Raw genomic sequence first — 20743 nt, forward strand, 5'->3', positions numbered from 1 at the left:
GCTTCTTTTGTTTTTTAGGAGAGAGAAAAAATGCAAAAACATCCTATGACCAAAGAAGGGGCTGATAGGCTGCAAGCCGAGTTAAATCGGCTAAAGAAAGAAGAGCGTCCCCGAATCACCCAAGCGATTGCCGATGCACGTGAGCATGGTGATCTAAAAGAAAATGCTGAATACCATGCAGCGCGAGAGCAGCAAGGTATGAATGAAGCAAGGATTAAATACATTGAAGGTGTATTGGGTAATGTTCAAATTATTGATGTCACCCAGCTGCAAGCACATGGAAAAATTGTATTTGGTGCCACAGTTAAACTGCTGAATATCGACACGGATGCTGAAGTTTGCTATCGAATTGTGGGTAACGAAGAGGCGGACGTTAAAGAAAATAAAATCTCGATTAACTCTCCTATTGCGCGTGCGTTAATTGGTAAAGTTGAAGGGGATGAGGTTGTTGTTCAGGCACCCAGTGGTGATATTGATTATGAGATTTTAGAGGTGCTTTACGTTTAGTGCCTAAGTTGGCTCAATCTCACATGTCTGATGCAGAGAATCATTTCCAGATTGGAAATCTTCAGGCAACGCCTGAGCAGTGTTTAATCATTAAGGCGGCATTGGCAGGCGAGAGTTTTAAGGTGCCGGCCTTTGCCGGTGCCAGCAAAACGACTACCTTAAAAGGGGTAGCCGAGCATCTTACCTTTAAACGTATTCTTTATTTAGCCTTTAACAAGGCGATTGCCGATGAGGCTCGTCAGCTCTTCCCTAACTGGGTGGAGTGTAGAACGGCTCACAGTCTTGCTTATCGTTTTATGATGCAAGCTGAACCTCGCTATCAACAGAAGTTAAAACGTGCTGGCGCGTTTTTACCCTATCAAGATCTTGAAAGCTATTCGAACAAGCCAGCACATTGGCATCCGTTTCGCCGCTCGAGATTTCAAGTTAATATTGCTATTAGCGAAACGCTTAATCAATTTCTTAACTCTGCTGAAATTAGGGTTGATGCGGCTCATATTCCTGAAGTGGTGATGCAATGGTGTGTGAATGCATCTTCAAGTGAACAACAATCGTTTGTTGAACAGTTAGTCTCTTTTGTTCAGCAGCTTGCTGACAATATGCTTGATCCGAGTTGTGAATGCGGTATGACGCATGATGCCTACCTAAAAGCCTTCCAGTTGCGTAAGCCAAAATTAAGCTATGACGTGATTTTGTTAGATGAAGCCCAGGACACCAATCCAGTTTTGCAAGCCATTTTACTGCAGCAAGTTTGTCAGAAAGTTTTTGTGGGTGATAAGCATCAAGAAATTTATGCATGGCGTAATGCCGTTAATACTCTAGAGAGAGTTGCATTAAATGAATATGCTTTAACGCATTCTTTTCGATTTGGAGAACATATTTCATCTACGGCTAATAAGTTATTAAGCAAGTTGAATGAAACCAGGAGGATTGTGGGCTTGGCGCAAGACTTGCCAATTAACCGCGGCTTTGATCCTTATCAACCTTATGCCGTGATGTGTCGAACGAATGCTAAAGTTTTTGAAGTTGCTGACTTTTGTCTTCAGCGTAATATTAGTTATTGCATAAATGGGGGGCTTGAGCAAATTACGCGTTTGATTGAATCGGCTTATGGTTTATTCCTTGGGGATCGTCAAGCGCCAAAATCTGCTGAGTTAAGTTTGTTTAACTCTTGGCAGGAATTTAGCGAAGTTGCGGAAGAACTTAATAAGGCGGAATGGAAAACCATTGTTAAATTCGTTGAAACCCATAAGGCAGAAACGCTTAATAAAATCAAAAGGTTGGCAAGTAATGCTCAGAATACTTCGACTACTCAGGTTTTTATTAGCACGGTACATAAGGCTAAGGGATTGGGGTTTGATCAAGTGGTATTGGCTTCGGATTTTGAATGGCCGGATGATGCTCATCCGGCCTATAAAGAAAGTTTAAATGTGATCTACGTTGCGATCACGCGTGCTAAACGCGTGTTGGTCTTACCTAAAAACTTAAGAAAATGGCTGAACTAACCTCTTATCTTTATTCTTCATCAATCAATAGATAGGGAAGGGGTTCAATTTTGGCCAGACCACCGGTTTGAGTCAATTTCAAATCACCTTCAGCGAGGTCTAAGGATTTAATGGTGCCTATGGCTAAGCATAACGTGCCTTCGAAAATATCGGGATTGGACAAGACGACTTCAAGCTTGTAGGTTTTTTCATTATTATCAATCAACTCTAGACTATCAGCGGGATTAAGTTCAAGCACATCATCCAAGTGCAGGCGCAACATTCGCTTTGCTGCCTTGCCTCGGTAATGGGTGCGCGCTATGACCTCTTGACCAGGATAGCAGCCTTTTTTGAAGTTGATTACATCGGTTTTATCGAAGTTATAACTCTGCGCGAGGTGCTTACCGGACAGGGCTGCGTTAATTTCGGCACGTCCGGTTGCAATATTTAACAAACGCCAGTCATTAGCATTGGTGATGTCGCCATTTAAACACAGTTTATTCCATGTTTGTATTGCTTGGTCGACAGGTGCAAAAATTTCATAACGGTGGAAAGGGCCAGGCACTTTTATAATGACGGTTTGTTCTAGGCCTGGTTCTTTTGATAGCGTGACAGCCAATTCTTTTTTAAGCTTGGTGTCAAGTCGGCGTTGGACATCTAGATCAGCAAATTGACCGGCAAAACCTATACGAATAAATCTATCTGAAACCGCTTCTAGTGTTACCTTGGAGCGCATGACAAACATTTGTAATCTTTTTTGGATACTTTCTGCCAGACTGGCATCAAAACTTAAATAATAGGCACCATCAACCATAAAAATAAGGAAGAGTGCAAGCACATTTCCTTTAGGGTCACAATAGGCTGAATATTGCGCATGTTCTTCACTCACTTGCTTGATATCGTTACTGAGTTGACCCTGAAGAAAGGCTTCGGCCTCTTCACCGCAAACTTTGATTAGCGCATGATGAGCCAAGCTTGTCATTACTGGGCCATGTTTAATTAACATTCGTTCTAGTTCAGGAAATTCAAGCTGCTTAATTGCACCTTGCTCGTCAAGTATTGCATGTTGCTGTTGTAAAAAAGACTGCCATTCGGTGTTCATAGGTTTGCCCTTATTCAAAGTTTTTAGGTTTTAAGAGGGTGGGTTTTGCCCGCCGTTTGGTTTTAGGATGGTCAAGGTTGTAATGCAATCCTCGGCTCTCTTTGCGTTTTTGTGCTGAGGCAACCATCAATGAAGCCACTAGGGCTAAATTTCTAAGTTCAAGTAGATCACTATCCAAACGATGTTGCCGATAAAACTCATTGATTTCTTTCTGAAGGTTACGAATGCGTTGAGCGGCTCGGTTTAATCGTTTGTCTGTTCTAACTATACCTACATAATCCCACATCACCCGTCTGAGTTCATCCCAATCATGCGTAACTAATATTCGTTCTCGGGCTTCACTGACTCGACTGGTATCCCAAGCACGTATTGTTTCATTAATAGGGCTGATTTCTGAAGATTCAATAGATTCGCGAGCGGCTTCGGCAAAAACAAGGCCTTCGAGCAGCGAATTGCTCGCTAGGCGATTAGCTCCATGTAAGCCTGTATAAGCGGTTTCACCTATTGCGTAAAGCTGAGGCAAATCAGTTTCGCCCTTCAGGTTGGTGACAATGCCACCACAGGTGTAATGGGCGGCAGGAACCACGGGAATTGGCTGTTTGCTAATGTCTATGCCCACTTTTTTACAGCGCGCATAAATCGTTGGAAAATGTTGTTTTAAATAATCTTTGGTTTTATGGCTTATATCAAGGTAAACACAGTCAATGCCATGGGTTTTCATTTCTTGGTCAATGGCTCGTGCCACGATATCACGGGGTGCAAGGTCGGCCCGCGCATCATAACGAGCCATAAAGGCTTCACCATTGGGCAGTTTTAAAATTCCGCCTTCACCGCGAACGGCTTCACTGATCAAAAACGAGCGATCTTGCGGGTGGAATAAGCAAGTTGGATGAAATTGATTAAATTCCATATTACCTACCCGACATCCCGCTCGCCAAGCCATGGCGATGCCATCTCCAGTTGAGGTATCCGGGTTACTGGTATAGAGGTAAGCTTTACTGGCACCGCCACTTGCTAAAACTGTGAAGTTAGCTTGGACTGGGAAGACTTGGCGCGTGGTTTTATTCAGTACATAAGCACCAATACAGCGTTTGGATTCACGACTTTTGATTAGGTCAACAGTCATGTGATTAGGCAAGAGTGTAATGTTTTTATGCTCTTTTACCCGATCAAGCAGGGTAGATTGAACTGAACGACCGGTATGATCCGCTGCATGAATGATTCGCCGATGGCTGTGGCCCCCTTCTTGAGTTAAGTGGAAAGGAAAGGGCGGTGAGTCCTCGGTTGCAACACTGAATGGAACCCCCAGTGTTATAAGTTCATCAATCGCCTGGCGTGCATTTTGTGCAACAAATCGGACAGCCTCTGTTTCGCATAGATCTGCACCGGCATTAAGGGTATCATTAACGTGGGCTTCAATAGAATCAAACGGGTCCAGAACCGCTGCAATGCCTCCCTGTGCATAGATACTGCTACTTTCGGCAAGGCTGGCTTTAGCTAATACCGTGACCTGGTAATTTTTGGCTAGTTTAATAGCCAGAGATAAACCAGCAATGCCACTGCCAATAATCAAAACCTGAGTTTGGTGAAGGCTTGAGGACACAAAAACTCCGTTCAATGCTTGAAAAAAGCAATAATAGTAGCATATTGCTAAGGTGTTTATTTTAATTTGAATAAAAGGTGGAAATCAAAGTGTCAGAAGCTTTACAAGCGCAAGGTTGGGTAGAATCTTCAGATGAAAATTTTGTTTGGGTAAGAACTCAACGTGAAACGGCTTGTGGTGGCTGTCAAGGTCAGTCAACTTGTGGCACGGGTAGCTTGTCTAAACTCTTTTCTTTAGGGCATCAACCTTTACTTAAATTACCGAATAGCTTGGCAGCCAGGCCTGGTGACCGAGTTATTTTGGAGTTAAACGGGACGAGTTTAATTAAACAAGCCGTTTTAGCTTACGGTTTTCCATTGATTGGATTATTTATAGGGGCGCTGATGGTGAGTTTTATGTTTTCTGAGGTTCAAGATTGGCAAATAGCACTGGGTTCTTTAATCGGATTAGTGAGTGCTTGGCTTTGGGTCAGGTTAAATCATCGTCCTGAACAGCCAAAAATTGTAGAAGTCATTAGGAGTCAATTATGAAAAATAAAATCGTTACATTGGGTGTGTGGGCCTGCCTAGTATTTGCCTCTATGGGCTTGACTAAAGTCTTGGCCTCACCTGCAACCGGTTTTCCAGACTTTACACAACTTGTAGAGCAGAATCATCAAGCTGTGGTAAATATTAGTACGACCCGCGCAGAGAGAGCTTCTCGTGAGACTATTCCCCCACAATTTCGTGGCATACCTGATGAATTCTTACGTCACTTTTTTGGATTTGATCCTCGGCAGGAGCGTCGCCCACAGCCTGAACGACGGAGTCAGTCGGTTGGATCAGGTTTTATTATCAGTGAGGATGGTTATATCTTAACCAATCATCATGTGATTGAAGGGGCTGAGACAGTGGTTGTTCGCTTAAGTGATCGCCAAGAATACAAAGCGGAAGTGGTAGGGAGCGACCCCAGAACGGATGTTGCGTTACTGAAAGTAGATGCAAGTGATTTGCCAAGGGTTAAGATTGGTGATTCGGAACAGCTTAAAGTAGGATCTTGGGTGTTGGCAATTGGTGCTCCGTTTGGATTGGACTATACCGTGACAGCCGGTATTGTCAGTGCCAAAGGGCGAAATTTACCTGATGATACCTATGTACCTTTTATTCAGACTGATGTGGCGATTAATCCTGGCAATTCAGGCGGACCCTTAATTAACTTACAGGGTGAGGTCATTGGTATTAATGCACAGATTTACACTCGTAGCGGTGGATTTATGGGGCTTTCTTTTGCGATTCCAATTGAAATTGCAATGAATGTGGTTGATCAACTAAGACAAACCGGTAGGGTTGAGCGCGGTTTCTTAGGGGTGCAGGTTCAAGAAGTGACGGCTGAGCTAGCACGTTCATTTAACATGGATAAGCCGGTTGGTGCTTTAGTTGCACAAGCCTACCCCGACACACCCGCTGAAAAAGCCGGCATTGAGTCAGGGGATATTATTTTGAAGTTTGATGGGCGTGTTATTGAAAAGTCAGCGGATTTACCGCCTGCTGTTGGAATAACCCCATTAGGAAAAGAGGTTGAAATTGAGGTGCTCCGTCAAGGCGAGCGTAGAGTATTAACTGCTATGTTAGCCGCGCTAAGTGAACATGAACCTCAAGCAAAAACTGAAGAAAAACCAGAAGAACCTGAAAGATTAAGTAGCAATCGTTTAAATATTGAACTTGAAACTTTGACAAGGGAGCAGTTGCAGCGCTTCAATTTACCTTTTGGCGTTGGTGTTAGCAAAGTTGATGAAGGGTTAGGCCGTAAAAATGGGATTATACAAGGCGATATTCTGGTGAGTATTAATTTTCAACCTATTAGAAAAGTTGAAGATATTGATGCCGTTCTCGAAAAAGCACGGCCAGGTCAATCACTTCCAGTTAGATTGGTTAGGAATGGTAGATCGGTTTTCATTGCTTTGGTTGTGGAATAATTGGTCAAGATAAATTATTTAGCGTAAAATAACGCTAATTTTTTATAACCTTCGTTTAACGTCTGGCTTATTTCTGGCATTAAACTTTTAAGGGTGCGAGCGCACCCTTTTTTATTTGATTTTAGAGTTGTTTGGAGTCTTCATGTCACAACCCTTAGCGCTGATTCGTAATTTTTCGATTATTGCCCATATTGATCATGGCAAATCCACCATTGCAGATAGATTTATTCATCTATGTGGCGGCCTAACTGATCGCGAAATGGAACAGCAGGTGTTGGATTCGATGGATATCGAAAAAGAGCGCGGTATTACTATTAAAGCGCAAAGTGTGACCTTGATGTATCCTGCAGATGATGGCAATACATATCAACTTAATTTTATTGACACGCCAGGTCACGTAGATTTTTCGTACGAGGTTTCTAGGTCATTGGCAGCTTGCGAAGGCGCTCTGCTGGTAGTGGATGCTTCGCAGGGAGTAGAAGCGCAAACGGTTGCCAATTGTTACACTGCGATTGAGCAGGGTTTAGAGGTATTGCCGGTATTAAACAAAATTGATTTGCCTGCTGCAGAGCCTGAACGGGTCATTGAAGAAATTGAAGAAATTGTTGGCATAGAAGCGCATGATGCGGTACATGCGAGCGCTAAGGCCGGTATTGGCATTAAAGAAACCCTTGAGCAGATTGTGGCACGTGTCCCGGCTCCGGTGGGTGATATTGAGGCACCGTTAAAAGCCTTGATTATTGATTCGTGGTTTGACCCTTATCTGGGGGTGGTATCGTTGGTACGGGTTTTAGATGGCAAGATTGGTAAAAAAATGAAAATGCGTGTTATGTCAACCGGGGATGACCATGAGGTAACCGATGTTGGCATTTTCACACCGAAACGGACTTCTCAAGAGTTTTTAACGGCCGGTGAAGTTGGTTATGTGATTGCCGGTATTAAGGATATTGATGGTGCACCGGTAGGGGATACCTTGACGGATGCTAAAAATCCGGCAAAAGAACGTTTAGCTGGATTTAAGCCGGCGCAACCCCGTGTATTTGCAGGTTTATTCCCAATTAGTTCGGAAGATTATGAAAACCTGCGTGAAGCCTTGCGTAAACTTCGTTTGAATGATGCTGCGTTACATTTTGAACCTGAAACCTCTGAGGCTTTAGGTTTTGGTTTCCGTTGTGGGTTCTTGGGTATGCTGCATATGGAAATTGTTCAAGAGCGTTTAGAGCGCGAATATAACTTGGATTTAATTAGTACAGCGCCTACGGTGGTATATGAACTTTTAACTAAAAAAGGCGAAGTTTATAAAATTGATAACCCGTCTGAGTTGCCGGATGTGGGTACGATTGCTGAAATCCGTGAGCCGATTATTCAAGCGAATATTCTGGTACCGCAAGATTATATTGGTGCGGTGATGAAGCTCTGCATCGATAAGCGCGGCGTGCAGAAAAACATGACCTATGCCGGTAATCAAATTTCGATAAGCTTTGAAATGCCGTTAAACGAAGTGGTACTCGATTTCTTTGATCGTTTAAAATCGACTAGCCGTGGTTATGCGTCGATGGATTACGAGTTTAAGCGTTTCCAGTCCGATGATTTGGTGAAGGTGGATTTTTTAATTAACGGTGAACCTGTTGATGCGCTTTCTGTGATCACCCATCGCTCAATGGCGGTGCCGCGTGGCAAGGAAATGATTGAAAAGCTAAAGGATATTATTCCACGCCAAATGTTTGAAGTAGCCATTCAAGCAGCGATTGGTGGCAAAATTATTGGACGTACCAATGTGAAAGCCATGCGTAAAAACGTATTAGCGAAATGTTATGGCGGTGACGTTTCGCGTAAAAAGAAATTACTCGAGAAGCAAAAAGAGGGTAAGAAACGCATGAAAACCATTGGACGCGTAGAATTACCGCAGGAAGCTTTTATGGCGGTGCTGAATACCGGAGGGTCGGATAAGTGAGTTTTGAATTAATATTGGTGTTAATCACAGCCATTACCGGTGTGATTGTTTTTATCGATAAACTGGTATGGCGACGAAAAAGAGCCGAATCAGCAACGACAGAGAAAGAGCCTTTAATTATCGAGTATTCACGCTCGTTATTTCCTGTTTTTTTAATTGTTTTAGTGCTTCGATCATTCGTAATAGAGCCTTTTCGTATTCCGTCGGGTTCGATGTATCCAACCTTGCAAATTGGAGATTTTATTGTCGTTAATAAGTTTTCCTATGGAATTCGTTTACCTGTCGTACAAACAAAAATATTGCCTTTAGGTGAGGTTAAACGTGGTGATGTAGCGGTATTTCGTTATCCTTTAGATCCTAAGATTGACTATATCAAGCGTATTGTTGGTTTGCCAGGTGACACTGTGAGTTATATCGATAAGAAATTATTTATTAACGGTGAACTCGTTGAGCAAAAGCCAATAGGTCGTTATATAGGAACTGAATCAGGTTCGGTGATGACTGGAGCGGCTTTGCTTCAAGAGTTATTGCCTGGTGGCAGCCAACACGAGATATTGATTGACCCAAATCGTGCAGGTCAGCTGATGTACGAAGTAGTGGTACCCGAAGGCCATTATTTTGCGGTAGGTGACAATCGTGATCATAGTGCAGACAGCCGCATGTGGGGCTTTGTTCCTGATGAACATTTAAAAGGCCGTGCATTTGGTATTTGGATGCATTGGGATAATGGTGTGCAGTTTAATCGAATTGGTAAGGGGATTAACTGATGTCACTGGATGTGGAAAGAGAAGCCAAGCTTCGGGAATTAAGTCGTAAACTTGGTTATCAGTTTACTGAGCTGAGTTGGCTGAGCTTGGCTTTAACCCACCGTAGTCAAAATGCAAAAAACAATGAACGACTGGAGTTTTTGGGAGACAGTTTAGTAAACTTTATGATCGCTGATATTTTGTTCCATCAGTTTACTAAACTGCCTGAGGGGGATTTGAGTCGTATTCGTGCTCACTTGGTGAAGGGCGAAACCTTGGCTGAAATAGGGCGTGAATATGAGCTTAGCCAATATCTTATCCTTGGCCCCGGTGAATTGAAAAGTGGCGGCTATCGACGCAGTTCGATTATTGCTGATGCGGTCGAGGCGATTATCGCTGCGATTTATAAAGACGGTGGGCTGGAACAAACGCGTGCGTTTGTTGAGCGTATTTATGCCGGTCGCTTAGATGCGCTGGATCCGAAGAAAGTGGGCAAAGATCCTAAAACACGTTTGCAAGAAGTATTGCAAGCTGAACAACAGCCCTTGCCGGAATATAGCATTATCAGCGTTAATGGTGCAGCCCATGCGCAGAACTTTACGGTTGCGTGTTATGTGGCCAAACTGAATACAAAATTTGAAGCTACCGATACTTCTCGCCGTAAAGCCGAGCAGAAAGCGGCCGAATACGCCCTAGATGCGTTGGATGAATTATGAAACCTATAGAAATTGATTTAGAACAACCAGGCCTGGTTGAGGAATCCACCGATTTTAAAGCCGGTTTTGCCGCGGTGATTGGCCGTCCTAACGTCGGCAAATCCACATTGATGAATGAATTGTTGGGGCAAAAGCTGAGTATTACTTCGCATAAACCCCAAACCACCCGCCATCGTATTCACGGTATTTATACTGCGCAAGATCATCAAATTGTGTATGTCGATACGCCGGGTATGCACCTAGGTGGACAGAAATCAATTAACCGCTATATGAATCGTGCGGCAAAAAGTGCGTTTGCCGGTGTTGATGTTATTTTGTTTGTGATCGAAGCTGGACGCTGGAGCAAAGAAGATCAATCGGTTGCGAATCAATTAAAAGATGCCGATGCGCCCGTGGTGTTGATTGTTAATAAGGTGGATAAATTCAAACAAAAAACCGACCTGTTGCCGTTTTTGCAGTCCTTGTCCGGTAAGGTTGAATTTAGTACCTTGATTCCAGTGTCGGCGCATAAAAAAAGTGGTTTGGAGTTGATTCAAAAAGAAATTTTGGCGGTATTGCCTAATCAAGCGCCGATTTTCCCAGAGGATTATATTACTGACCGTTCAACCAAGTTTTTAATTGCTGAAATTGTGCGTGAAAAATTAATGCGTTCATTGGGTGATGAAGTGCCCTATGGTGCCACCGTTGAAATCGAACAGTTTGAGCAGGATCCTGAAACCGGTCGTTGGGAAATTAATGCGTTGATTTTGGTAGAGCGTGAAGGTCAAAAACGCATCGTGATTGGTGACAAGGGTGAAAAAATCAAACAAATGGGCATCGACGCACGTAAGGACATGATTGCACTTTTGGAAAATCGTGTGCACTTAGAACTTTGGGTCAAAGTAAAAGAAAACTGGTCTGACGATGAACGTGCGCTTGCGAGTTTGGGTTATACCGAATCACATAATTAATTAGGTGTGAAGCGAGGCGATGTTAAAACACCAGCCGGCGTTTATTTTACACAGTCGGCCTTATCGCGAAACTAGCGTGTTATTAAGCTTGTTTACACCGGAGCTTGGCAAGGTTAGCGCCAGTTTACGCGGGGTACGCTCGACTTCCAAAGCCGCGAGGCAAAAGCAGGCCTGGTTGCAGCCGTTCCAGCCCTTGTTGCTAAACTGGCGCGAGGGGACGGATGCCCAGCCGGATTGGGTCAAACCGCAAAATCTTGAACCTAACGGTAGTAACTATGGTCTAAAAGCCGATGCGAATATTTGTGGTTTATATCTCAATGAATTGCTGTATCGTTTGTTGCAACCAGGCCTGGGATTAAATGAGTTGTTTACTCAGTATCAGCAAACCTTGTTTGCGCTTTCGCAGTCGAATGAGCGTGAATTAATGGCCTGGCATTTGCGCCAATTTGAATTAGCCTTGTTGACAGAGTTGGGGTATGGCTTGGATTTAACCCAAGATGCACAAGGTCAATCAATTGAAGAAGCGGCGATTTATCGCTATCAGATGCAAACCGGATTATATAGAATAGCGCCAGATGCTGATTTGAGCGAAAGCATTACAGGCGCGTGTTTGCTAAAGCTCGCAAATCAACAATTTTGTGTCGGCTGTTTGTCTGCGTGGAAACTATTTTTACGCCGAGTATTGCAACCCCATTTAGGCGTTAAGCCCATAGCAACCCGCGCGTTATTTAACTAACTTTTCGTTTTACTTCAAGGAACCCATCACAAAATGAATCCTATTTTTCTTGGTTTAAATATTGATCACGTCGCCACCTTGCGCCAAGCGCGTGGTACTCGTTACCCTGATCCGATTAAGGCCGCGTTAGATGCGGAAATGGCGGGGGCGGATAGTATTACGTTACATTTGCGTGAAGACCGCCGTCATATTCAAGATGAAGATGTGTATCGTCTCAAAGCGTGTTATCAAACGAAGATTAACTTGGAGATGGCGGTTACTGAAGAAATGATTAATATCGCCTGTGATGTTGAACCGGAAGATGTGTGTTTGGTGCCGGAAAAACGCGAAGAACTGACCACAGAAGGCGGTTTAGATGTGGCCGGGCAGCAGGCTTGGTTAACCGAGGCTTGTGCACGTTTGGCTAAAGCAGGTTGTCGCGTGTCGTTGTTTATTGACCCGGATGAAACCCAGATTCTGGCGGCAAAAGCGGTCGGTGCGCCAGTGATTGAATTGCATACCGGTACCTATGCCGAATTATCTAAGCCGGCTGAGGTACAAGCAGAGTTAGCTCGGATTAAGCAGGCTGCTGAATTTGCCCACAGCTTAGGCTTAGTGGTGAATGCGGGCCACGGTTTGCATTATCACAATGTGCAACCGATTGCGGCGATTAAGGTAATTGAAGAACTCAATATTGGCCATGCCATTGTGGCACAAGCGGTCTATTCTGGCTTGCCGTCGGCGATTGTTGAGATGAAGCGTTTGATGGTGGAAGCGCGCCAAAATGCTTATCTAATGGATTAAGTTTTAAAAATGATAAAAGGGGTGGGTACGGATATCGTCGAAATCGAGCGGATTGATGCCTTGTGGAATAAGCAGGGTATGCGATTTGCCGAACGTTTATTGTCGTCCACAGAATTACAACACTTCTCAAATCAAATCCGGCCAGAACGATTTTTAGCCAAGCGTTGGGCGGCGAAAGAAGCGATTAGCAAAGCCTTGGGTACAGGCATTGCCCAAGGCGTCGGCTTTCTCGATATGACTATCAGTCATTCTTCGCTGGGTCAACCTCTGATCAGTCTGACGGGTGGGGCATTAGCTCGTGCAGATTTTCTGGCTATTAGCGAGTGGCATCTTTCTATATCTGATGAAAAACACTATGCCGTTGCGTTTGTGGTGGCAAGTTAATATCTTCTAGTTAAATCGGTGTAAACGTCAGACTGATTAGTGGGTTGCTGTAGCCGTCCGTTTTTTTGTATTCACGATAGCCTTCACTCACAAAGTAGCCGACTATATAGTCTTTATTATTTAACTTCCAGGTCAAGCTTCCGTTGTCAGCAGGAGCACAATCGATCAATCTTTTGGGTAGCTGAATAACCAGGCCTGGTTCAAGTTGAGGATTAGTCGATGTAATAATTGTGCCGTCAGGATGTGCGATCATACTAAATGACTGTTGTTGAATTTCCTGAATAAGGTAGCTGGGTTCACTGTCTTTCAGCATAGCTTTAAATTGCGGTTCACTATCAAACACCAACGCAATACCGCCTAGGTTTTTCTGCAGGTTTTGCCATCCTTTGATCGCCGCGTGGTAGATATAGGTTGGGCGGTTGTTGTAGAGCGGTGTTTTTTCAAATTTTGAAACTACATATTGTTGAGTGTCTTTAAGTTCAAGACAGCGTTTAACATCCTGCGTTTGAGTCAGCTTCTGTCCAACCAGTTCAGATTGACTAGGGTTGGAAACCGCTAGAATATCACCTTCTGGGCTATAGATCAGAATATTAGTGTAAACACTATAAAGCTGATTAATGTATTGTAAATCCATCTCAAGCAAGGCGCGCTGTTCTTCGGTTAACTGCTGGTTTTGTTGATACTGGGTTAAGATTTTTTGAAAATTCGAGTTTAGTGCCCACCAACGACAATCGTTTGCGCGTTCATAAAGATTTCTGTCCATGATGTCGGCAGCAAGTAGCGCACTAAAACTAACCTTATCCTTAACGGTTTCAACTAGTACTTGATGTATATGTTGAATAAAATCTTCGAAAATAGATGCAATGTTTTGACTAATCTCTTGAAATCTATCTAGAATTGGTAAGAAATATTCGACGTTTTGTTTCAGTGATGATATTTTGCCATTGAGGATAACAATCAAGAGTAGCGTGCTTACTTTAACATTCGTTCGGTCTAGTTGTTTAAGGTAAAGTGGTGAGTCAGGCTTAATGTTAAAAGGATTGCTGTCGCGTAAAACCTTTTCTTTAAAGGCGGCCTGATTGCTTAGTCGGGTGTGTGCTAACCAGGGCAGCCCAAAATAACCTTCATAACCCTGGGTATGGGTGAAAAAACTGAATTGGTTATGCTGGTTGATTGGTTGGTCAGTCACTTTCGGCTGCTCAAGACGTGTCCCGATCGCTATTTGTTCAGGGTGATTGGTCGCTAGAATTTCTCCTGATTGCTGGCAAAGCATAAGTTGGATATCTGAAGATTGAGCGGTGAGTTTGTTAAAGATCAATGCCATTTCTTGTTTAAATCGGAAACTTAAACAGAGTACGCCGAGATTTTTGTGTTGACCGCCTTGCTTTAATACAATCCGTTTTGCATAGACTAGGCTGCGCGGATTTTGAGGGAAAAGGTCGGTAGCACGCATAAACTCTTGGTAGGGCGCTTGGCCATTCAAGGCTTGGGCTATGACTGGATCTGAAGAATGTTGGCTGGTATTGTTTTCATTTAATTTAATAACAATTTGACCATTTGGTTTGACCAGCACAATGTCATCATAAACGCTATATTTAGCGACATATTCAGATAAGCGTTGATTGATAAACTGCTGTTGCTCGGCGCTTGGGTTTGCTTGCTCCATGAAGGCAATAAGATCTTCATCAGTTGCTAAAAAGCCGACATCCGCAGTGCGTTCAAAGAGATTACGAATAATTAAATCAATGCTGGCCTGGGTTTTAATTTTAACATCACTTTCCGCTTGATTTAGGTAACGACTGACGAGTGATTCAATCATCATGTCACGCAGTTGTTGGAATTCTTTTTGAGTTTCAACAATCGAAGTTAAAAGTTGAGGATGAAAAGCTTCACTGTTTATCTTGCCAACCATCGCAACCGTGGTCCACCAAGTATTTTGTTCTTCAAGTTGTTCAAGGTATTGCTTAACCTTTGGCAAATAATGCAAATACTCTAAGTTGGTATTTTCTTTGGCTTGCATGGATTAGAACTTTGATTAATCAATTTTAAGACCAATATATTATCATCATTTAATTAATCAGTGACGATCACTCATTTAAGAATTGAGCGTCAATATCAACGCAAACAACATTTTTTTCGGAAGAAAAGGTTCGATAAATGGCTTTGGAAAACGTGATGTTCAAGTTGGCATTGGGTAGCCCTATGTAGGGTGTAGAGATTTGAACCTGTTCCGGATGCTCCATGGCGTTGCGAAAATAAGCTCGTCTAGCCCAAAGTGCGCCATCACTGCGACTCAGCGGGGCATAGATTTTCGGGGTGTGAGGAGTGTAGTGTTCAGGGGTTAAGCTTTCTACGATTTGAATCCCTTCGCTATTTAGTAGGTAGATGCGTTCAACTGCGGGATGTTGCAGTAGTTCATTGGTTGCCAGTTTAAATTCGATGCCTTGGGCAATTGCTTTTGAAGCCTCAAGTAGCATATGTTTAAGCGCGAGTTTTTTGTGTGTATGGCTTCGTTGTTTTTCAGTCTGGTCATATAAGCTGCGGTGATGCAACATATGAAGTTCGTTGAATAACCAGGCCTGGTCATGCTCTCCTTTAGCGGAAGGTTTAGCAAAAAAATAGCCTTGAGCCAAGTCAGCATCAGAGTCGAGCGCTAACAAAGCGTCATCTTGATTTTCAACACCTTCTAAAGTTATTACCGCTCCGGTTTCTCGTAATAATGCAATACAGCGGGTTAACCAACGCTGCCTTGAACTATTGTTTCGAGCATTAAACAGCATTGAGCGATCAAGTTTAACAATATTGGGTTTAAGTTCCCAGATACGGTCGAAATTTGAATGACCGGTACCAAAATCATCAATCGCAATCAGAAAGCCGAGCTCACGATAATAATCAACGAATTCTTTAAGTTGCTGTGTGTTTTTGGCTGCATCTTCAAGTATTTCTAATACCAAGTTGTGTGGTGAGAAGCCTCTTTTTGTTAATTGGTGCAAAACGAGTTTCGATCGTAGATTGGTTGGATTGACTGTTGCACTGTTTAAATTAACAAACAGCCATTTATCTTCAGTATGTAGGTTTGAAAATTTATTAAGATGGTTAATAAGACAGCCACGATCAAATTTCTCTATGCAACCTTGCGTTTGGGCTGCTGCAAATGCATCAAGTGGGCTACAGATTTCACCAGAAAGATTTTGGGCGCGTAGTAAGGCTTCATATCCGACAACACGACGGTGAGCTAGGCTAACAATAGGTTGATAGTGAGAATAAATTTGAAACATAAAGACTAAACCCTTCAAAAAAATTTAAGGGGTTTCTAGCAAGACTTGTGGTAATAGTAAAGAAAGAATAACAATCAATAACTTGTATCTATATATAAGTTATTTTGATGAGTGGTCATTGTTAAGTATGGAAGGGGTATGGTTTATGCTTTTGGTGCAAATTGCACCAAAAGCATGGTTCCTTAGGTCTTAGTTTAAGTCTTGTTCTTCGAAATAACGCTCTGCATCAAGGGCAGCCATACAACCCGCGCCTGAAGAAGTAATGGCTTGTTTATAGACTTGATCCATAACATCACCCGCAGCGAAAACGCCTTTTATACTGGTTGCTGTCGCATTACCTTGCAGTCCGCTTTGTACCTTAATATAGCCATTAACCATTTCCAATTGACCTTCAAATAGCCCGGTATTGGGCGTGTGACCAATTGCAATAAATACACCAGATAAGTCAATAGCCTTGGTTTCACCGGTTTCCAGATTTTTAACCCGCATTCCAGTAACGCCAGTCTTATCTCCCAAGATTTCATCCAATGTGCTGTTCAGTTCAAGCTTGATATTACCGTCTTTTGCCTTGGCAAGCAGTTTGTCAGAAAGGATTTTTTCGCTTTTAAATTTATCTCTACGATGCACGACTGTAACTTCTGAGGCAATATTTGAAAGATACAAGGCTTCCTCGACGGCTGTATTGCCACCACCAATGACGGCAACTTTTTGGTTACGATAGAAAAAGCCATCGCAAGTAGCGCAAGCCGAAACCCCTTTACCTTTAAACGCTTCTTCTGAATCCAATCCTAAATATTTAGCTGAAGCACCGGTTGCGATAATAAGCGCGTCACAAGTATAGGTACCGTTATCGCCTTTCAAAGTGAAAGGACGCTGTTGTAAATCAGCTTGGTTAATATGATCAAAAATAATTTCGGTTCCAAAACGCTCTGCGTGCTGTTGCATACGAACCATCAGATCCGGACCCGTTAGCCCCTCAACATCCCCCGGCCAGTTATCAACCTCAGTGGTGGTAGTTAGTTGGCCACCTTGTTGCATACCGGTAATCATAACAGGGTTAAGGTTTGCACGGGCTGCGTAGACTGCAGCGGTGTAGCCAGCAGGACCCGAGCCTAAAATTAGTAGTTTGCAATGTTTATCTGCCATAGCCATTCCTTTAGTTATGATAATTATTCTTTATTGATGTCAGCGAGAACATCTGCTTGACCATCCATTTATGTTAAAATTCTAGCAGTTTTTTATCCAGACAGCGAGCCACCTTTTTTACCTGTCTTAATTTTGCACCAAATAGGAAGTATTTTGGCTTTATTTAATTCGGATGATAATTCAACATTAAACCATGATGAGCACCAGCGCTGGGTGCGTTGGAATTGGTTGTTAAAAGACCTGGCACTATTAAGTTGTATCGGGCTTGCTATTTTCTTGTTTGTGGTGCTTTTTAGTTTTCACCCTGAAGACCCCGGTTTTCAGAAGGTCGGTCATGCCGAGCAATACCATAACTACGGTGGAGCGACCGGGGCTTGGTTATCGTCTTTTTTGCTCTATCTTTTTGGTGTTTTCGGTTTTGCTTGGCCATTCGGAATTTTGATGGCAGGTTGGGTGACTTTAAAAATTAGAGCCAATCCGGACTTTGATTGGGGTCGTTTTTTATTAAGCCTGAGTGGTTTGATGTTGATTGTGCTAGCTGGTTCTGGCATGGCCAATCTATTTTTGCACCCTGAAAATTGGCTTGTAGAACTGCCGTATTTCTCAGGTGGAGTGCTGGGTTATGAGTTGAGTATGTGGTTGGTTGGGTTGTTTGATCTATTGGCAACGACTCTGATACTTTTAATTCTTTTTGCCGTGGGTTTGAATATGTTGATCGGCCAATCCTGGTTAACTATCAGTGAAGTAACCGGGCGTGCCACTTGGTGGTTGGTTTATCAAATTCTCAAAAGATTACCCACGGAACGTTGGCGAGGACTGAGTTTAAGTCAGATTTGGAATAGATTGAGCTTAGCCGAAAAAATTAAAAACTGGATAGTAAGATATCAAGCTGAAAAAGCCAAGCTAAAACAAAAGAAATCAAAGCCCTTACAAGCACAAGGGCAGACTCTAGGTTCACGCCAATGGAGCGAGTCAAATCATGTGGTTACCCCCACTATCCACAAGTCTGCTGCTCAAGCAGAAAGCATTAACCATTTAGAACCTGTTCAGGTTCACAAACCTATGGCGCCTATGATGGAAAAGGTTGGGGCCATTAATCCAAACTTGCCGGAGTTTGAAGTTGAACCGGTTTCGGTAAAAGATGATCTGGTTCAAGATGAAACTATGGCTTTTCAATCAGTCCAACAACCTAGCCAACCAACGCTTGCTCAACAAGGCGCGGTGGCGATAGAGCCTAAGTATCGTGCTGATTCAGCCAGTTATCAGGTTAAGGAGCCGGAGCTGCCGGATCTCTCCTTGCTAGATCCATCGCCGGTTTATGATGATGCTTATTCCGAAGAAGAGCTGCAAGCCATGTCGTTGCTGCTTGAGACACGTTTGCAAGAATTTGGTGTCACGGTGACGGTTGAGGCGGTGCTACCGGGTCCGGTGGTTACTAGTTTTGAACTGATGCCTGCGGCTGGTGTTAAAGTCAGCCAGATCTCTAATTTATCTAAAGACCTAGCACGTGCACTGGCCGTGCAAGCGGTGCGCGTGGTCGATGTTATTCCTGGTAAATCTTGTGTCGGTATTGAAATCCCGAATGCTAAGCGTGAAATTGTTGGCTTTAGCGATGTTTTGTCATCAGAAGCTTTTCAAAAGAGTAGTGCGCCCTTAACATTAGGCCTAGGTAAGGATATATCCGGTAAGCCGGTGGTAGCCAATTTAGCTAAGATGCCGCATGTTCTGGTTGCAGGAACAACCGGTTCCGGTAAATCCGTTGGTGTTAACAGTATGATTTTAAGTATGTTGTATAAAAGTACCGCTAAGGATGTTCGCTTGATTATGGTGGACCCAAAAATGTTGGAGTTGTCAATTTATGAGGATATTCCGCATTTATTGACCCCGGTAGTTACTGATATGTCAGATGCTGCCAACGCTTTGCGCTGGTGTGTGTTTGAAATGGATCGACGTTATATGCTAATGGCCAAAATGGGGGTTAGAAACATCGCCGGATTTAATGAAAAAGTACAGGCTGCGATTGATAAGGGCGAACCAATTCCTGATCCTCTATATCAACAAGCTCAAACCATGAGTTTTGAGATGTCTGATGCTCCGCCAACGCTTGAACCCTTGCCTTACATTGTGGTGGTAATCGACGAGTTTGCAGACATGATTATGGTTGTAGGCAAAAAAGTTGAGGAACTGATAGCACGCTTGGCACAAAAGGCAAGGGCGTCTGGTATTCATTTGATATTGGCTACTCAACGTCCTTCGGTTAATGTTATTACCGGTTTGATTAAAGCAAACATTCCAACACGTATTTCGTTTCAGGTTTCGTCAAAAATAGATTCGCGCACGGTTCTGGATCAAATGGGCGCTGAGCAATTATTGGGTATGGGGGATATGCTCTATCTTCCGCCTGGAAGCGGAGCACCTATTAGGGTTCACGGTGCTTTTGTGTCGGATGACGAAGTGCATCGAGTAGTAGATTTTATCAAGCAGCAGGGTGCCCCTCAATACCTTGAAGCCATTACTCGTGATCCAGAGTCGATGATGGCAGCGGGTGGCGCAGCGGCTGATCCCAGTGATGCTGAGCAAGATGTTATTTATGATGAAGCGGTTGAGTTTGTGGTGCAAAGTGGTCGGGTGTCGATCTCATCTGTTCAGCGCCGTTTTAAAATTGGTTATAACCGTGCGGCACGAATTGTCGAAGCGATGGAATCTGCTGGGGTAGTTTCTACTATGCAAGCAAATGGCAACCGCGAAGTTTTAATTCCACGGTCTGAATAAGGACAACATAATGAAAAAAATAGTCTATGCGTTGAGCTTCGTTGGTCTAGTATTACCAGGCCTGGTGGCTGCTGAAGTTCATCCACTGCAGCAGCTTGTTAATCAACTCAAAACCTTTTCCGCTGATTTTGTGCAAGAGCGTGAAGAAGAATATTTTTTTCGTATTGAGCGATCAACAGGCACGTTTGATTTAATGCGACCTGGCATGATGAGATGGGATTATCAAAGTCCGGAACAGCAGCATATATTAGTTGATGGTATTCGGTTATGGGTGCATGATGTTGAACTAAATCAGGTTTCGGTGCGCCCAGTCGCAGAAATTCAGAATGATATTCCTTTAGCATGGCTATTGTTTGAGGAACCCATTGAACAGGCTTATCGTATTGTTTCTGCTGGGAATCGAGCGGGCTTAACTTGGTACAATCTTAGGCCAAGGGGGAATACCTTTTTTCAAAGTATTGAAATTGGTATAAAAGATGGAGTTATGCAACAGGTTTGGATGTATCAAAGCGCTGATAATGTTACCAAAGTCCGTTTTGAAAATATTCAGGTGAACCAGCCTATATCGCCGCAAGCTTTTCGATTTTCAGTCCCTAATAATGCTGACCTATTTGGTGAAATGTAGTTT

The 20743-nt window shown here is 43.2% G+C and carries 18 protein-coding genes; 13 read left to right on the forward strand and 5 right to left on the reverse strand.

Features of this window, described 5'->3' with window-relative positions; all coding sequences use genetic code 11:
* Nucleotides 1-30: 30 nt before the first annotated feature.
* Together greA and JX580_RS04840 are read left to right on the forward strand one after the other, a co-directional pair.
* Nucleotides 31-507, forward strand: a complete 477-nt coding sequence (gene greA / locus JX580_RS04835; protein WP_248851672.1) for a transcription elongation factor GreA — start codon at nt 31-33, stop codon at nt 505-507.
* A gap of 23 nt (nt 508-530) precedes the next feature.
* Nucleotides 531-2012 carry a 3'-5' exonuclease gene (locus JX580_RS04840; RefSeq protein WP_248851673.1) on the forward strand — a complete coding sequence of 494 codons (1482 nt, stop codon included), beginning with the start codon at nt 531-533 and terminating at the stop codon, nt 2010-2012.
* A gap of 10 nt (nt 2013-2022) precedes the next feature.
* On the opposite strand, the gene JX580_RS04845 is transcribed toward JX580_RS04840, so the two are convergent.
* Together JX580_RS04845 and nadB are read right to left on the reverse strand one after the other, a co-directional pair.
* The gene (locus JX580_RS04845) at nt 2023-3093 is read right to left on the reverse strand and encodes a YgfZ/GcvT domain-containing protein (RefSeq protein WP_248851674.1); all 1071 of its coding nucleotides are present in this window, start codon (nt 3091-3093) and stop codon (nt 2023-2025) included.
* 10 nt (nt 3094-3103) lie between these two features.
* Entirely contained in the window at nt 3104-4696 is a 1593-nt protein-coding gene (gene nadB, locus JX580_RS04850) for an L-aspartate oxidase (RefSeq protein WP_248851675.1), read from the reverse strand.
* A gap of 89 nt (nt 4697-4785) precedes the next feature.
* Between nadB and JX580_RS04855 the strand changes: the two genes are divergently transcribed.
* The 9 genes from JX580_RS04855 to acpS all read left to right on the forward strand — a co-directional run bounded on the left by JX580_RS04855 (nt 4786) and on the right by acpS (nt 12919).
* The gene (locus tag JX580_RS04855) at nt 4786-5226 is read left to right on the forward strand and encodes a SoxR reducing system RseC family protein (RefSeq protein ID WP_248851676.1); all 441 of its coding nucleotides are present in this window, start codon (nt 4786-4788) and stop codon (nt 5224-5226) included.
* Nucleotides 5223-6650 carry a DegQ family serine endoprotease gene (locus JX580_RS04860; protein ID WP_248851677.1) on the forward strand — a complete coding sequence of 476 codons (1428 nt, stop codon included), beginning with the start codon at nt 5223-5225 and terminating at the stop codon, nt 6648-6650. Before JX580_RS04855 ends, JX580_RS04860 begins: the two co-directional genes overlap by 4 nt.
* A gap of 142 nt (nt 6651-6792) precedes the next feature.
* A complete protein-coding gene (gene lepA, locus JX580_RS04865; RefSeq protein ID WP_248851678.1) occupies nt 6793-8604 on the forward strand; it encodes a translation elongation factor 4 in 1812 nt (603 codons plus the stop codon).
* Nucleotides 8601-9371, forward strand: coding sequence for a signal peptidase I (lepB, locus tag JX580_RS04870; protein ID WP_248851679.1), 771 nt, complete (start codon nt 8601-8603; stop codon nt 9369-9371). The genes lepA and lepB overlap by 4 nt, the downstream gene beginning before the upstream one ends.
* Nucleotides 9371-10066 carry a ribonuclease III gene (gene rnc / locus JX580_RS04875; protein ID WP_248851680.1) on the forward strand — a complete coding sequence of 232 codons (696 nt, stop codon included), beginning with the start codon at nt 9371-9373 and terminating at the stop codon, nt 10064-10066. The genes lepB and rnc overlap by 1 nt, the downstream gene beginning before the upstream one ends.
* Nucleotides 10063-11016 carry a GTPase Era gene (gene era, locus JX580_RS04880; protein WP_248851681.1) on the forward strand — a complete coding sequence of 318 codons (954 nt, stop codon included), beginning with the start codon at nt 10063-10065 and terminating at the stop codon, nt 11014-11016. Before rnc ends, era begins: the two co-directional genes overlap by 4 nt.
* A 19-nt stretch (nt 11017-11035) precedes the next feature.
* The gene (recO, locus tag JX580_RS04885) at nt 11036-11752 is read left to right on the forward strand and encodes a DNA repair protein RecO (protein ID WP_248851682.1); all 717 of its coding nucleotides are present in this window, start codon (nt 11036-11038) and stop codon (nt 11750-11752) included.
* Between the two features lie 33 nt (nt 11753-11785).
* Nucleotides 11786-12535 (forward strand): pyridoxine 5'-phosphate synthase, encoded by a 750-nt coding sequence (gene pdxJ, locus JX580_RS04890; protein ID WP_248851683.1) that lies wholly within the window; start codon nt 11786-11788, stop codon nt 12533-12535.
* 9 nt (nt 12536-12544) lie between these two features.
* Nucleotides 12545-12919: a holo-ACP synthase gene (gene acpS / locus JX580_RS04895; protein WP_248851684.1), complete on the forward strand. Its 375-nt coding sequence runs from the start codon at nt 12545-12547 to the stop codon at nt 12917-12919.
* A gap of 10 nt (nt 12920-12929) precedes the next feature.
* Here acpS and JX580_RS04900 read toward each other — a convergent pair whose 3' ends face one another.
* From JX580_RS04900 to trxB, 3 genes are all read right to left on the reverse strand, one after another.
* Nucleotides 12930-14939: a cache domain-containing protein gene (locus tag JX580_RS04900; RefSeq protein ID WP_248851685.1), complete on the reverse strand. Its 2010-nt coding sequence runs from the start codon at nt 14937-14939 to the stop codon at nt 12930-12932.
* Nucleotides 14940-15006: 67 nt separating this feature from the next.
* A complete protein-coding gene (locus JX580_RS04905; protein ID WP_248851686.1) occupies nt 15007-16197 on the reverse strand; it encodes a sensor domain-containing phosphodiesterase in 1191 nt (396 codons plus the stop codon).
* 189 nt (nt 16198-16386) lie between these two features.
* Nucleotides 16387-17343 (reverse strand): thioredoxin-disulfide reductase, encoded by a 957-nt coding sequence (gene trxB, locus JX580_RS04910; RefSeq protein ID WP_248851687.1) that lies wholly within the window; start codon nt 17341-17343, stop codon nt 16387-16389.
* 153 nt (nt 17344-17496) lie between these two features.
* Here trxB and JX580_RS11925 point away from each other — a divergent pair, with 153 nt between their 5' ends.
* Together JX580_RS11925 and JX580_RS04925 are read left to right on the forward strand one after the other, a co-directional pair.
* Nucleotides 17497-20115 (forward strand): DNA translocase FtsK, encoded by a 2619-nt coding sequence (locus tag JX580_RS11925; RefSeq protein WP_283103606.1) that lies wholly within the window; start codon nt 17497-17499, stop codon nt 20113-20115.
* Between the two features lie 10 nt (nt 20116-20125).
* Nucleotides 20126-20740 (forward strand): LolA family protein, encoded by a 615-nt coding sequence (locus JX580_RS04925; protein ID WP_248851688.1) that lies wholly within the window; start codon nt 20126-20128, stop codon nt 20738-20740.
* Nucleotides 20741-20743: the final 3 nt, after the last annotated feature.

The organism is Thiomicrospira microaerophila, from assembly GCF_023278225.1.
Classification (GTDB): domain Bacteria; phylum Pseudomonadota; class Gammaproteobacteria; order Thiomicrospirales; family Thiomicrospiraceae; genus Thiomicrospira; species Thiomicrospira microaerophila_A.

Excerpts from the sequence above, each read along its gene's own strand:
- greA (WP_248851672.1), top strand. The coding sequence starts at position 31 with ATGCAAAAACATCCTATGACCAAAGAAGGGGCTGATAGGCTGCAAGCC.
- JX580_RS04840 (WP_248851673.1), top strand. The coding sequence starts at position 531 with ATGTCTGATGCAGAGAATCATTTCCAGATTGGAAATCTTCAGGCAACG.
- JX580_RS04845 (WP_248851674.1), bottom strand. The coding sequence starts at position 3,093 with ATGAACACCGAATGGCAGTCTTTTTTACAACAGCAACATGCAATACTT.
- JX580_RS04860 (WP_248851677.1), top strand. The coding sequence starts at position 5,223 with ATGAAAAATAAAATCGTTACATTGGGTGTGTGGGCCTGCCTAGTATTT.
- lepA (WP_248851678.1), top strand. The coding sequence starts at position 6,793 with ATGTCACAACCCTTAGCGCTGATTCGTAATTTTTCGATTATTGCCCAT.
- rnc (WP_248851680.1), top strand. The coding sequence starts at position 9,371 with ATGTCACTGGATGTGGAAAGAGAAGCCAAGCTTCGGGAATTAAGTCGT.
- era (WP_248851681.1), top strand. The coding sequence starts at position 10,063 with ATGAAACCTATAGAAATTGATTTAGAACAACCAGGCCTGGTTGAGGAA.
- recO (WP_248851682.1), top strand. The coding sequence starts at position 11,036 with ATGTTAAAACACCAGCCGGCGTTTATTTTACACAGTCGGCCTTATCGC.
- pdxJ (WP_248851683.1), top strand. The coding sequence starts at position 11,786 with ATGAATCCTATTTTTCTTGGTTTAAATATTGATCACGTCGCCACCTTG.
- acpS (WP_248851684.1), top strand. The coding sequence starts at position 12,545 with ATGATAAAAGGGGTGGGTACGGATATCGTCGAAATCGAGCGGATTGAT.
- JX580_RS04900 (WP_248851685.1), bottom strand. The coding sequence starts at position 14,939 with ATGCAAGCCAAAGAAAATACCAACTTAGAGTATTTGCATTATTTGCCA.
- JX580_RS04905 (WP_248851686.1), bottom strand. The coding sequence starts at position 16,197 with ATGTTTCAAATTTATTCTCACTATCAACCTATTGTTAGCCTAGCTCAC.
- trxB (WP_248851687.1), bottom strand. The coding sequence starts at position 17,343 with ATGGCAGATAAACATTGCAAACTACTAATTTTAGGCTCGGGTCCTGCT.
- JX580_RS04925 (WP_248851688.1), top strand. The coding sequence starts at position 20,126 with ATGAAAAAAATAGTCTATGCGTTGAGCTTCGTTGGTCTAGTATTACCA.